Here is a 13,412-nt window from a genome sequence, read left to right as displayed (position 1 = left end):
CGTTCCGCCCGAATCCCCGTGGGGCCGACGGTCCCCGCGTGCCCAGGGCCGTCAGGCACGAAGACGACGAGGACCACATGGACAACCTTCGGATCGCGGTCATCCTCGCTGGCAACAGCAGGGGCCGGACCGGCCCCGCCGTCTCACGCTGGTTCGTGGAGCGCACCGCGAAGCATCCCGACCCCCGCCTGCGGTTCGACGTCCTGGACGTGGACGGCATCGGCCCCGAGGACGGGCACGGCGGACCGATGGCGCCCCACGCGGCGGAGATCGTCGACGCCGCCGACGGGTTCGTGGTCGTCACGCCCGAGTACAACCACGGCTACCCCGGCGGGCTGAAGAGCGCGATCGACTCCGCACGCCGGGAGTGGTTCGCCAAGGCCGTGGGGTTCGTGTCCTACGGGGGCATGTCCGGCGGCCTGCGGGCGATCGAGCAGCTGCGCTCGGTCTTCTCGGAGCTGCACACCGCCACGATCCGGGACACGGTCAGCCTGCACAACGCGCAGACGATGTTCGGGGCGGACGGGGAGCCGGCCGTGGACATGTCCGGCGCGGACGCGGCCGTGGAACGGATGCTCGGCCAGCTGGCCTGGTGGGCGCTCGCCCTGCGCGAGGCCCGCGAGGCCCGCCCCTACCCCGGCTAGGGCGCCTCTCCCGCCTCCTCGCGGGCTCGCGTCCGCCGGGCCCGCTCCCGCCGCGGCCGCGGGCTCGCGGGGCCCCACCGGGCCGGACGCCGCACGTCGTCCGCACGCTCCCCGGGCCGAGGAGGTACGGGCCCCGGGACTCCGGCGGGTTCTCCCCCACCCGGCGGCCCCCTCCTCCGGGCCCGGGGCCGCGGCTCCCGGCCGCGGCCTCAGAGGTCGATGACGACCTTCACCTGGTCGCCGCCGGGCTCCGCGAACACCCCGGGGGCCCGGTCGAGCGGGATCCGCCGCGTGATGAGCCCCCGCAGCCACTCCTGGTCGGACGCGGACAGGTACCGCTCCGCCTGCTCGTAGTGGCGGCGGTTGGCGTTGACCGAGCCGAAGAGCACGTCGTTCTCCAGGACGAGCCTCCGGCTCAGGTACCCGGGGCTGACCTCCACACGGGCCCGGCTCGCGCTGAGGCCGACGTAGCAGACGATCCCGTCGGCGGCGTTGTGGCGTGCCGTGTCGAGGATCAGGGTGTCCGCGCCGGTGGTCTCGATGATCACGTCGAGCGGGACCCTCGCGGCGATCTCCGGGACGCTCCCCGTGTGGTAGGTCGCACCCAGCGACTCGACCAGGTCCGGTTTGGGCCCGGACGCGACCCTGTCGAGGACGTGCACGTCGAGGCCGCGCCGGACACCGAGCAGGGCGGCCAGGAGGCCGATCGGCCCGGCGCCGGTGACGAGCACCGTACGCGGCTCGAACCAGGCCCGCCGGCCGATCCTCTCGATGTGCTCCCACGCCTTGGCCACGATCGAGGCCGGTTCCATCAGGACGCCGACCTCCTCCAGCGACGGGTCGAGCCTGACCGCGTAGGCGGCGGGGACCGTCCAGTGCTGCGCCCCGTATCCGTGGAGCTCCTTGATCCCGCGCTCGGTGAACCCGCCGTTGCGGCACATGTCGAACTCGCCGTGCGCGCACGGCCCGCACGGGACGGGGTCGGGTCTGCGCACGATGCCGACGACCAGGTCTCCCGGGGCGAAACCGCTGTCCGGCGGCGCCTCGCGCACCCGGCCGAGGGACTCGTGCCCCAGGACGAGGTGGTCGTGGCCGGGAGGCGCCGTGCCGTACTCGCCGTCGGCGATCTCCTTGTCGGTCCCGCACACCCCCAGCGACACACCGTCGACCAGGAGTTCTCCCTCCCCCGGTTCCGGCGGGTCGATGTCGCCCACCCTCACCGATCCGGCCTCCATCGGTGTCACCATCAGAGCCCGCATGAATCCCCCGCCGTGGTCGTGCCGGACGCCGCCTGCGCCCGCCCACGGGTCGTGCCCCCGATCCCCCGGCCGGAAAGCCGGATTGGCGGACTCATATCCGCTTTATTGCCACGGTGGGGGCGACCTGCCGCGGAGGTCAACGGGACCCCCGCCGCCAGGAGGGCCAGCGGTGCCGGATCCGGTCCACGGGGGGACGCCACCGCAGCCACGGCAGCCACGGCACCCCGGGCGGGTGCGGAACCTCCAGGCCGCCCTCGTCCTCCCGCAGGGCCTCCTCGACCTCCTCGAACCTGATCCCGGCGAACACCATGATGTCGGTGGCGACCATCTCGACGGCCAGATGGGTGGCGGTGGTCACGGGGTCGGCGTCCGAGCCGCCGGCGCCGAACCGCCGGGCGGACCGGAGCGCCCCCTCCACCGCGTCCTGCCGCGCCTGGCGGCTGCTGAGGTCGTCGGCGAGGGTGTACAGCGCCGACGCCATGCGGCTCACGATCGGCGCGAGCTCGTGGCGCTCCTCCTCGCTCATGGCCGCGGTGGTCCGGGCGAGGAACAGGCAGCTCTCGCCGAGCAGGATGAGGCGGTCGATGACCTCGTCCTCGGCCAGCACGGGCCCCGGGTCGCCCCACCTGATGGTGGAGAGCCGGACGGTGTGGCGGCTGTTCTCCCTGGCGCGGCTGAGCTCGGTCATCGGCCTGCTCAGGTCTCCCAGCCACGTGACCATCTGCTCGCTGGAGGAGTCGTCGTCCCGTCGCAGGGCGCGGCCGGAGACGTCGAGCATGTGGGCCATCTCGGTCAGGGCCTCCGCCTCGATCCGGCGCAGGATGGCGACCAGCCGCGCGGGGAACAGCAGCTGGCTGAACACGAGCGCCACCCCGGCTCCGATGAGCGCGTCGGTGAGCCGGTCCGGCCCGGCGTGCCCCCCTCCGAAGTTCGCGGCGAAGACCACGGTGAGGATCGCGCTGGCGGCGGCCTGGCCGATCACGATCCGCTGGACCCCGATCGCCAGGGCGGCCGTCATCGCCAGGCCGACGCCCAGCGCGAGCGCCCCGTAGCCGCCGCCACCGGTCAGGACGATCGCGGCCTCGCCGGCGAGGATGCCGAACACCACGCCCGTGAGCAGCCGGACCGCGTTGGCGCCCCGCTCCCCGCCCGAGGTGTTGAGCGCGATGACCGCCGCGATCGGGGCGAAGAAGGGATCGTGCCCCTGGACGAGGCCGCCGGCCACGGTCCAGGCCACCACCGCGGCCACGACGGCCTGGAGCACCGACCAGGCGTGCGTGGTCACGCGATCCCAGGCGTTCTCCGCCACGGCGGCCAGTCTCCGCCACCCGACGCCCGTCGGCGCGCCCGGCCTCCTCACGGCCGCCTCAGGGGCCGGGGGTCGGCGGCGTCGCGGAATCCGGTACGGCTACGCCGGGGCGGGCCCCCGCGGCACGGACGTGGAGCATGGTGACGCCTTCCTGTCCTCGACGGCCCGGCGCGCACGGGCACTGCGTCCATGCTGCGCCGCGGGCGCCCTCATCGGGAGCGGACACACCGGCGAGGGCCGACCATGGCCCAGTCCTTACCCTCGCCGCGCACGGAGCGGGCGCCGGAACGGGCGCACGGAGGGTGCTGTCCGTCCGGTCGGGTCCTCGGCGGGAGAAGGCCGGGGAAGGAAGGTCGGGAGCGGGGAGGGGCGGAGACGGAGGACGGGGCGGCGCCTGTGGCGCCGCCCCGTCTTTCTACCCCACCAATCACCATCCCCTGATGATCCCCATCATCAAAGGTCTGTGGACGGGCGCCACGACAGCCAGCCCGACAGCGTGTCGCCCACAGTGATTCCGCATTGACGCGGAGTTCCCTGTTCCACGTTCAAAGTAGAAGAGTGAGGGGTCTCCCCGCAGCGTTTTCGCAGAAAAAACCGGAGAGATTTTTCCGGGCGCCCCTCGCCGCGCCTTCCGCCCCCTCTTCCGGGGGAGGTCCGGGATCCTCCGGGTAGACCCTGGGCATGAGAGTGGCGATCACGGGAGCCTCCGGGCTCATCGGCAGGGCGCTGGCGGCGTCCCTGCTCGACGACGGACACACGGTGGTGCGCCTGGTGCGGCACCTGCCGAGGGGCGGGCACCCGACGAACGTGGAGGAGGCGGAGTGGCGCCCGGAACAGGGGCGCGTCGACACCGTCGCCCTGCACGAGACCGACGCCGTCGTGCACCTGGCGGGGGCCCCGATCGGGCCCGCGCTGTGGACCAGGCACCGGCGCGCGCTCATCCGCCGCAGCCGGATCCGCGGCACGCGCACCCTGGCCCAGGCGCTGGCGGGGATGCCCTCCCCTCCCCCGCGGCTGCTGACGGCGTCGGGGATGCACTTCTACGGGGACACCGGGGGCGGGGTGGCCACCGAGGAGAGTCCGCCGGGCACCGGATTCCTGGCGGAGACCTGCCAGGCGTGGGAGCGGGCCGCCGACCCGGCGCTGGAGGCGGGCCTGTCCGTGGCGTACATGCGCACGGCGGTGGTGCTCGACCGCTCGGGAGGCCTGCTGCGCACGCTGCTGCCGCTGTACCGGGCGGGCCTGGGCGGCCGTCTGGGATCGGGGGCGCAGTACATGAGCTGGATCGCGCTGCGCGACCAGGTCGGGGCGATCCGGTTCCTGCTGGAGCACCCGGAGGTGACGGGGCCGGTGAACATGTGCGCGCCGGAGCCGGTGAGCAACGCGGCGTTCACCCAGGCGCTGGGCGGGGTCCTGCGGCGCCCCACGATCCTCCCGGTCCCCGCGACCGCGCTGCGCGCGAGCCTGGGGGACTTCGCGGAGGAGACATCCCTGATCGACCTGAGAGCCGAGCCCGAACGCCTGGAGAAGGCCGGGTATTCCTTCGAACTGCCCACCATCGACAGTGCGCTATCCGACATCCTGGCCCGACCCGCGCCCCGCACCGGGGCGTAAGGTGGTTGTGTGAGTGATCTCGTTTACGCATGGCTTGGCGACGCTCCCGTCCCGTACCACCAGGGCTGGGATCTCCAGAAGCGGCTCCACGAGGGCCGCGTCGCCGATGAGGTGGCCGACACCGTCCTGTTCCTGGAACACGAGCCCGTGTACACCGCCGGAAAGCGCACCGGGAGGTGGGATCGTCCCATCACAGACCCCGGTGCTCCCGTCGTGGACATCGACCGGGGCGGCAAGATCACCTGGCACGGTCCCGGCCAGCTGACGGTGTACCCCATCGTGAGGATGCCGGACCCCGTGGACGTGATCGCCTACGTGCGCATGCTGGAGGAGGCCATCATCCGCACCGTCGCGGAGTACGGCCTGACCGGCAGGCGGGTGGAGGGGCGCACAGGGGTGTGGCTGGACGCCGACCCCGAACGCGGCCTGATCGAGCGCAAGGTCGCCGCCATCGGCTGCCGGATCGCCCGCGGGGTCGGTATGCACGGACTCGCGTTGAACTGCAACAATGACATGTCGTGGTTCGACCGGATCGTCCCGTGCGGAATCACCGACGCCGGGGTGACCTCGCTCTCCGCCGAACTGGAGCGCGAGGTGACCGTGGCCGACGTGAGACCTCGGATGGAACGACACCTGGCGGACGTCCTGGGCGCGGAGGGGTACAGCCACGCCGACGGCGCCGAGCTGCTCGCCGGCGCCACCGCCCGTGGATGACACACCACACCATGAGCCAGTCCCGACCGGGACGCAGCCGCCCCCACGAAGGGCGAGAGGGTCCCGTCACGGGGCACAGAAGGGAACGGGTTCACGTTGACCATCGCTCCTGAGGGCCGCAAGCTGCTGCGCGTGGAGGCGCGCAACAGCGAGACCCCCATCGAGAAGAAGCCGCCGTGGATCAAGATCAAGGCGCACATGGGGCCCGAATACACCGAGCTCCAGTCCCTGGTCAAGAGCGAGGGCCTGCACACGGTCTGCCAGGAGGCCGGGTGCCCCAACATCTTCGAGTGCTGGGAGGACCGGGAGGCGACGTTCCTCATCGGCGGCGACCAGTGCACGCGCCGCTGCGACTTCTGCCAGATCGCCACGGGCAAGCCCAGCGCCCTGGACCGTATGGAGCCGACCAAGGTCGCCAACTCCGTCAAGAAGATGGAGCTGCGCTACGCCACCATCACCGGTGTGGCGCGTGACGACCTGGAGGACGGCGGCGCCTGGCTGTACGCCGAGACGGTCCGCAAGATCCACGAGCTCAACCCGGGGACCGGCGTCGAGCTGCTCATCCCCGACTTCAACGCCGACCCCGACCAGCTGGCCGAGGTGTTCGGCTCGCGGCCGGAGGTGCTGGCGCACAACGTCGAGACGGTTCCCCGGATCTTCAAGCGCATCCGTCCGGGCTTCCGCTACGAGCGCTCCCTGCGGGTCATCACCGAGGCGCGCGCGGACGACCTCGTCACCAAGTCGAACCTGATCCTCGGCATGGGCGAGACCCGCGAGGAGATCAGCGAGGCGATGCGCGACCTGCACGAGGCCGGGTGCGACCTGCTCACCATCACCCAGTACCTGCGCCCCTCCAAGCTGCACCACCCGATCGACCGGTGGGTGAAGCCCGAGGAGTTCGCGGAGCTGGGCCAGGAGGCCGAGGAGATCGGCTTCGCCGGCGTCATGTCGGGGCCGCTGGTGCGTTCGTCGTACCGTGCCGGGCGCCTGTACAAGCAGGCCCGCGAGAAGCGGGACGCGGAGAACGCCGCTCTGGCGGGCAAGGCATAACGGGTATTCCACCCGAGTCGTGACCAAGCTGGAACGGTGGCCTGCGGGCCACCGTTCCTCATGCGGGGGCACGTCCACATATCCTGGTGGCGAGAGGCGCCCAGCTGGCTGGCGCCGCGAGGCGCCGCACCAAGGTCGACCGCGAAGAGGAGGCAAGGCAGTCCAGGGACCCCCGTCCCCGCCGACACCGCGTCGGCGCGCGCTGCCTGAGAGCACGATGGCGAAAAAGCCCAAGGGTTCAGAGACCACGACCCCCGCCAAGGGCGGGGCCGAGAAGCAGCCCGGACGGCTCAAGCAGATCGGCATGGTCGCCAAGGTCGTCCACCAGCAGAGCCCCCGGAGCATCCCGCTCGCGGTCGGCGTCGCGGTGGTCATCCTCGCGGTCTTCGTCGGCATCGGCATCTGGACCGGTTCCTGGATCCTGTGGCCGCTGACGGGTCTGCCGATCGCCCTCCTGACCGGGTTCATCATCTTCACGCGCTCCGCGCAGCGCGTCCAGTACAAGATCCTGGACGGCCGCCTCGGCGCGGGCATGGCCATTCTGGACAACATGCGCGGCAACTGGGTGGTCGAACCGGGCGTGGCCGCCAACAAGCAGATGGACGTCGTCCACCGCGTGGTGGGGCGTCCCGGCGTGATCCTGGTCGGCGAGGGCGACCCGGGTCGCCTCAAGCCGCTGATCGCCGGTGAGAAGAAGCGCGTCGCGCGGGTCGCGCACGACACGCCCATCTACGACTTCAAGGTCGGCAACGGCGAGGACCAGGTCCCGATCTCCAAGCTCCAGCGCACGCTGGTCAAGCTCCCGCGCAACCTGGACAAGTCCGGGGCGGCCGAGCTCAACTACCGGCTCAGGGCGCTGCCCGCCAAGATGCAGATGCCCAAGGGGCCGATGCCCAAGGGCGCGAAGATGCCCCGGGGCATGCGCGGCCAGGCGGGCGGCTGACGGCCGGACAGGCCTCTCGCGAACGCGGAAGGGGGCCGTCGCACCGACAGGTGCGACGGCCCCCTTCCCGTGTCTGCGACCCGGGCGCTACCCGGGTTCGTGGCCGAGCAGGTCGCCCGTGCCGGCAGGACGGCCACGGAGGCGGTGAGGACCGTGAGGGCGATGAGCCGGAGGCGTCCGGCGTTGGCCGTCCGCCGGACCCGCGGGCCCACGGAGACCCCCGCGGGCGCGGGACACCGGGTGGCGGTGGCGTGCCACCGGGGACGGCGAGGGACCGCGCCCTGCGCAGGCCGCGGTCCCGGCATGCCGCGGTGCGACCGCGGCGGGGTCTTCCCCGGGGCGGCCTACTCGCAGGAGACCGTGTCGTCGGCGGCCGAGGTGCCCTCGAGGTCCTCGACGCCGCCCCCGCCCCCGGAGCCCCCTTCTCCGTCGAAGGTGATGGGCCCCCAGTCGTCGGCGCCCATGACCAGCTCCAGCTCGGCTCCGAGGTCGGGGACCTCCTCCAGCTGGGCGGCGGACAGCACCGAGGCGAGTTCCTCCGCCTGCGCCGCCTGGTCGGGGCCGTGGTAGACCGTGGTCGCGGTCGGCTGGCGTGCCTGCGGGTTGCCCGTCCCGGTGACGACGAACCCGCCCTCCAGGAGGCGCTGCTCGACCTGGCTGCCCAGCCCGTCGACACCCGTGCCGTTGAGGACCCGCACGGACACGTCCCCGGGCTCGACGGCGGCCTCCTCCTCCCCGCCCTCCTCCGGGGCGGCACCGTCGCCCTCCTCCTCCGCCAGCACCTCGCCGGAGGCCACCGAGGCGAAGAGCTCGTCGGCCGCGGGCTGCTGGAAGGCGACCTTGTTCGGGTCGCTCGGAGCGTCGACGACCGGCACCGTCACCATGTTCATCCGGCCGAGGTCCACATCGCGCATGGCGATGGCCAGCTCCGCCATCTTGTCGGTGGTGAGGCCGTCGTCGGTCACCATGCTGTCGGTGACCGAGCTGATGAAGTCGTAGAGGGTGGTCGGGCTGGACAGGATGTCACCACTGGTGACCTCCCGCAGGATCGCGCCGATCATCCTCTGCTGGTTCTCGATCCTGTTCAGGTCGCTGCCCTGCTCGGTGCTGTCCCGGGACCGTGCGAGGCCGAGCGCCTGCTCTCCGTCGAGGGTCTGCATCCCCGCGTCCAGCCGGAGGTGGGCCTTGGGGTCGTCGATCGGCTCGGGGACGCACATCTCGATACCGCCGACGGAGTCGACGATGTTCTGGAACCCGGCGAAGTCGACCATCACCATGTGGTCGAGGTGGATGCCGGTGAGCGTCTCCACCGTGTTGCCCTGGCAGTCCATACCGCCGTAGGTCATGGCGTGGTTGAGCTGGTCCACCGTTCCGGCGGCGACCCCCGGCGCCTCGTCGTTGGGCGCGCAGTCCGGCATGTCGACGATCAGGTCGCGCGGCATGTTGACCATGGTCACGCCGCCCTGGTCCACGTTGATGCTGACCACGACCAGGACGTCGGGCCGGATGCCGTTCAGCTCGTTGTAGGAGGCGTCGTCCCCCGCGCGCTCGTCGGTGCCGAGCAGGAGGATGTTGTGGATGCCGTCCACCTGGCTGGGCCGGTCTCCCCAGGAGTCGGGGTCGATGTCCTCCGTGGCGATGCCGAGGGCGTCCCGGTACCCCGCGTAGACGGTCAGGCTCGACGCTATGAGCAGGCCGGTCACCCCGCACGCGATCCACTGGCCAAGACTCATCTTTGCGGCGAGGGCCGAAGACACGTTTCTGGGAGCCAAGAGGGCACCTGCGATCCGGTATGGGACAAGGACGGGTCCGCTCGGAGGAGAGCGCCGCGCGTACTGCGCGGGGCGACGCGGACGTAACGGCCGGATGGTACCGGAAGGGTACGCACCGTGTCAGATCGTATCCGGATCGGTGGCCCCGATCAGCAGACGCTCTCCTTCTCCTCCGCGGTCGTGCCGCCGAGGTCGTCGGTGACCGAGACGTCGGGCACGGAGGACCCGCCGTCGGCGAATCCGGCCCAGTCGGGGGCCAGGACGACCTCGAGGGTCTGGGCGAGCCCCTCGGCCTCCTCCGTGACCGCGGCGTCCATCGACCCGGCCAGCATCTCGGCCGCGGCCTCCTGCCCGGGAGCGTAGTAGACCGTGGTGAGCTCGGGGAAGCGGGCCACGGGGTTGCCCGTCCCGGTGACCGTGTAGCCCTCCCCGGCCAGGACCGCCTGGACCTCCAGGGCGAGCCCGTCGACACCCGCGTTGTTGAGGATCTCCACGGAGACGTCCGAGGGCGCGGGGCCCTGGTCCCCTCCGTCGGACTCCTCCTCGTCCCCGCCGTCGTCCCCGCCGCCCGAGAGGTCCGCGCCCGCGTTGATCGCCTCGAACAGTGCGGGGGCCGCGTCGCTCATGATCAGGCGGTTGGGGTCGGCCGGGTGCTGGCCGTTGGGGACGGTCACGAACTGGATGCGCTGGAGGTCGACCTCGCGCATGGAGATGGCCAGGTCGGTCATGGTGTCGACGGTCAGCTCCTCGTCGGTGGTGACCGAGTCGGTGACCGCGCCGAGGAAGTTGGTGATCGTGACAGGGCTGGTCATGACCTCGCTGCTGAGCACCTGGCGCAGCATCGCGCCCATGAACTCCTGCTGGCGGTCGATCCGGGACAGGTCGCCGCCGTCGCCCTGCGCGTAGCGGGAGCGCACGAATCCGAGGGAGTCCTCGCCGTCCAGCATCTGGAGCCCGGCGTCCAGGACCAGGTGGGCCTTGGGGTCGTCCACGGGCTCGGGGATGCACATCTCCACGCCGCCGATGGCGTCGACCATGTCCTTGAACCCGGTGAAGTCCATCATGACGAAGTGGTCGAGGTGCACGTCGGTGGCGAGCTCGACGGCCTGCCACTGGCAGCTGATGCCGCCGAACGTCATCGCGGAGTTGATCATGCCGCTGTGCGGCGACATGCCCTCGTAGCCCTCGACCGCCTCGCACGCGGGCAGGTCCACGACCAGGTCGCGGGGCAGGTTCACGAGGGTGGCCGCCCCGTTGTCGACGTTGATGCTGGCGATGAGCATCGTGTCGGGCCGCTCGCCCTCCGCCTCGCCGTAGTCGGCGTTCTCCCCCGAGCGCACGTCGGAACCGATGATGAGCAGGTTCATCACGCCCTCGACGCTGGTGGGGCGGTCCCACGTCGTGTCCACCTGCGCGGTGGTGATGTTGCCGACGATGCCCTGGTACCAGCCGTAGCCGCCGAGGCTCACGATGATGGCCAGGGCGGTGGCCGCGCAGGCGACCCACTGCCCTGCGGACATCCGCACGGCGTCGAGCGCGCCGGAGGGACGGGAAGTGGAACGTCTGCCAGCCATGCGAACCTTAGGAGGGTGCGGTGGGACCTGGTGGTGGGGGAGGTGTGGGGACGGGACACCGTGAGGGTCGCGACCGTCCCCGGGAAAAGCGATGAACGGATGCTAACAGCAGGGGCAGCTCGGTCCGTACCGCCGAGTTCCCAGCTCCGGCGGGACCGTATCCGTACCGTGCGCGCTCAGTAGCGGGTCGCGACGGTGCCCGCGGCGCGGTCGTGCAGTCCGCGGGTGTCCCGGTCGTAGATGACGGCGGGGATGACCAGGCAGAGCAGGAGCGTGCGCACGGTCATCGACACGAACCACGGCCAGGAGCGCTCACCGGTGGCGGTGATGCCGACGCCGACGAGGCGACGGCCGACGGTGGTGCCGAAGAGGGCGAGGAGGATGATACTCATCACCGCGAAGACCACCAGGGCGGTGTTGCTGAGCAGGGGGGCGACCTCCTCCGAGGAGGTGAGCCCCGCGCCGACCGCGCCCAGGTTGTAGAGGCCCCAGGCGACCGCGAGTGCGAGGCCCCAGTCCAGGACCAGGCCGGCGAGGCGGCGCATGACGCCGGGGACCGATCCCGGACCGCTCTCCGGCAGGCCGAGGCGGTTTCCCCTGTACTGGAAGTCGTCGTCGTGGATGGCTCCGGCGGCGCCGCCCGGACTCTGGTCGTTCATGGCCTCCACGGTATCCACCCGGTGGGGGCGTCCGTCCGCGGGTCCTGCGGGCGGGCGTGACCAGGGCTACGGAAACGCGTGGCCCGGGCCACAGCTGTGCGCTCCGGACGTCCTGTTTTCGCACCCTAAGCAGTGGAATCACCGGGTCAGGCGGGTTGGTCTGCGAAAACGGCCAGCTCCGTAACATGCAGGAAACAATAGAGACATGGCACGGAAATCACCCGCTCCTAGCTTCGTTGACGAAGCCGGGAGACGGCGCGCGATCCGACGTGTCCGCGATGGAGCGGACCCCGGTCCCATCGTCTCAGACACCTGCACGGAGGTTCGTTTTGTTCAGCAGCGTCGACGAGGTGCTCGCCTACATCCGGGACGAGGACGTCAAGTTCCTCGATGTCCGATTCACGGACCTGTTCGGAGGCGTGAACCACGTTACCCTCCCGACCTCGAACGTCGACGCCTCGACGTTCACCGACGGCCAGATGTTCGACGGGTCCTCGATCCGCGGTTTCCAGGCCATCCACGAGTCCGACATGCTGCTGCTCCCCGACCTGAGCACCGGCGTCGTGGACCCGTTCCGCAAGCACAAGACGCTGAACATGACGTTCTTCGTCCACGACCCGCTGACGCTGGAGTCGTACAGCCGCGACCCGCGCAACGTCGCCCGCAAGGCCGAGGCCTACCTCAAGGGCTCCGGCGTCGCGGACACCGCCTTCTTCGGCCCCGAGGCCGAGTTCTACATCTTCGACGACGTCAAGTTCGAGACGCGTTCGAACACCGGCTACTACGAGATCGACTCCATCGAGGGCGCCTGGAACACGGGCTCCGCGATCGAGGGCGGCAACCGCGGTTACCGTCCCCGTTACAAGGGCGGCTACTTCCCGGTCGAGCCGGTCGACCACTACAGCGACCTGCGCTCGGACATGGTGCAGACCCTGATCGACTCGGGCATCGACGTCGAGCTCCAGCACCACGAGGTCGGCACCGCGGGCCAGGCCGAGATCGGCATCCGGTTCGGCACGCTGCTCCAGCAGGCCGACAAGGTGCAGCTGTACAAGTACATCGTCAAGAACGTCGCCAACGAGGCGGGCAAGACGGCCACGTTCATGCCCAAGCCGCTGTTCGGCGACAACGGCTCCGGCATGCACTGCCACCAGAGCCTGTGGAAGGACGGCGAGCCGCTCTTCTTCGACGAGGCGGGTTACGGCCAGCTCTCCGACACCGCGCGCTACTACATCGGCGGTCTGCTCAAGCACGCCGACGCGCTGCTCGCCTTCACCAACCCGACGGTGAACTCGTACCACCGCCTGGTGCCCGGCTACGAGGCGCCGATCAACCTGGTCTACAGCCAGCGCAACCGCTCGGCGTGCATCCGCCTGCCGCTCACGGGTTCCAACCCGAAGGCCAAGCGCATCGAGTTCCGCGTGCCGGACCCGTCGGCCAACCCGTACCTGGCCTTCTCCGCCATGCTGATGGCCGGCATCGACGGCATCAAGAACAAGATCGAGCCGCCGGAGCCGATCGACAAGGACCTGTACGAGCTGCCCCCGGCGGAGGCCTCGGCCATCAAGACCGTCCCGGCCTCGCTCGACGACGCCCTGCTGGCGCTGGAGGCCGACCACGAGTTCCTGCTCGAGGGCGGCGTGTTCACCAAGGACCTCATCGAGACCTACGTGGACTTCAAGCGCACCGAGGAGATCGACTCCCTGCGTCTGCGCCCGCACCCGCGCGAGTTCGAGCTCTACTACGACATCTAGGCCCGCAACGCCCTGACGTGCGCCTTGAGGGGCTACTCCCCCATCGGGCGCACGTCGGGCGCACTCAGCGAGCCTCGGAGGCCACCGGCAGCGTTCCACGCGCTGCCGGTGGCCTCCCGC

At 71.0% G+C, this 13,412-nt stretch carries 11 protein-coding genes; 6 read left to right on the top strand and 5 right to left on the bottom strand.

Annotated elements, in window-relative coordinates; translation table 11 throughout:
• The first annotated feature begins 77 nt into the window (after positions 1-77).
• On the top strand, positions 78-644 hold the full coding sequence (locus tag Q8791_RS24365; protein WP_330094163.1) for an NADPH-dependent FMN reductase: 567 nt from the start codon (positions 78-80) through the stop codon (positions 642-644).
• 209 nt (positions 645-853) lie between these two features.
• On the opposite strand, the gene Q8791_RS24360 is transcribed toward Q8791_RS24365, so the two are convergent.
• Both Q8791_RS24360 and Q8791_RS24355 read right to left on the bottom strand, forming a co-directional pair.
• Positions 854-1,903 (bottom strand): glucose 1-dehydrogenase, encoded by a 1,050-nt coding sequence (locus Q8791_RS24360; protein ID WP_330094123.1) that lies wholly within the window; start codon positions 1,901-1,903, stop codon positions 854-856.
• A gap of 136 nt (positions 1,904-2,039) precedes the next feature.
• On the bottom strand, positions 2,040-3,212 hold the full coding sequence (locus Q8791_RS24355; protein WP_330094122.1) for an FUSC family protein: 1,173 nt from the start codon (positions 3,210-3,212) through the stop codon (positions 2,040-2,042).
• Positions 3,213-3,893: 681 nt separating this feature from the next.
• Here Q8791_RS24355 and Q8791_RS24350 point away from each other — a divergent pair.
• From Q8791_RS24350 to Q8791_RS24335, 4 genes are all read left to right on the top strand, one after another.
• Positions 3,894-4,826 carry a TIGR01777 family oxidoreductase gene (locus Q8791_RS24350; protein ID WP_330094121.1) on the top strand — a complete coding sequence of 311 codons (933 nt, stop codon included), beginning with the start codon at positions 3,894-3,896 and terminating at the stop codon, positions 4,824-4,826.
• A 9-nt stretch (positions 4,827-4,835) separates the two neighbouring features.
• Positions 4,836-5,540, top strand: a complete 705-nt coding sequence (lipB, locus tag Q8791_RS24345) for a lipoyl(octanoyl) transferase LipB (RefSeq protein ID WP_330094120.1) — start codon at positions 4,836-4,838, stop codon at positions 5,538-5,540.
• A 96-nt stretch (positions 5,541-5,636) separates the two neighbouring features.
• The gene (lipA, locus tag Q8791_RS24340; RefSeq protein ID WP_330094119.1) at positions 5,637-6,590 is read left to right on the top strand and encodes a lipoyl synthase; all 954 of its coding nucleotides are present in this window, start codon (positions 5,637-5,639) and stop codon (positions 6,588-6,590) included.
• Positions 6,591-6,807: 217 nt separating this feature from the next.
• Complete coding sequence (locus tag Q8791_RS24335; protein WP_330094118.1) at positions 6,808-7,533, top strand: DUF4191 domain-containing protein; 726 nt, start codon at positions 6,808-6,810, stop codon at positions 7,531-7,533.
• Between the two features lie 344 nt (positions 7,534-7,877).
• Here the strand turns inward: Q8791_RS24335 and Q8791_RS24330 are convergent, their stop codons facing one another.
• The 3 genes from Q8791_RS24330 to Q8791_RS24320 all read right to left on the bottom strand — a co-directional run bounded on the left by Q8791_RS24330 (position 7,878) and on the right by Q8791_RS24320 (position 11,538).
• Positions 7,878-9,266 (bottom strand): LCP family protein, encoded by a 1,389-nt coding sequence (locus Q8791_RS24330; RefSeq protein WP_330094117.1) that lies wholly within the window; start codon positions 9,264-9,266, stop codon positions 7,878-7,880.
• 188 nt (positions 9,267-9,454) lie between these two features.
• The gene (locus tag Q8791_RS24325) at positions 9,455-10,879 is read right to left on the bottom strand and encodes an LCP family protein (protein WP_330094116.1); all 1,425 of its coding nucleotides are present in this window, start codon (positions 10,877-10,879) and stop codon (positions 9,455-9,457) included.
• Positions 10,880-11,055: 176 nt separating this feature from the next.
• The gene (locus tag Q8791_RS24320) at positions 11,056-11,538 is read right to left on the bottom strand and encodes an RDD family protein (RefSeq protein WP_330094115.1); all 483 of its coding nucleotides are present in this window, start codon (positions 11,536-11,538) and stop codon (positions 11,056-11,058) included.
• A 329-nt stretch (positions 11,539-11,867) separates the two neighbouring features.
• On the opposite strand from Q8791_RS24320, the gene glnA reads away from it, so the two are divergent.
• Positions 11,868-13,292: a type I glutamate--ammonia ligase gene (gene glnA / locus Q8791_RS24315; RefSeq protein WP_330094114.1), complete on the top strand. Its 1,425-nt coding sequence runs from the start codon at positions 11,868-11,870 to the stop codon at positions 13,290-13,292.
• The last annotated feature ends 120 nt before the right edge of the window (positions 13,293-13,412 follow it).

This window comes from Nocardiopsis codii, assembly GCF_036327455.1.
In the GTDB taxonomy this organism is placed as follows: domain Bacteria; phylum Actinomycetota; class Actinomycetes; order Streptosporangiales; family Streptosporangiaceae; genus Nocardiopsis; species Nocardiopsis codii.
This window is presented reverse-complemented; position numbering and strand designations above follow the sequence as displayed.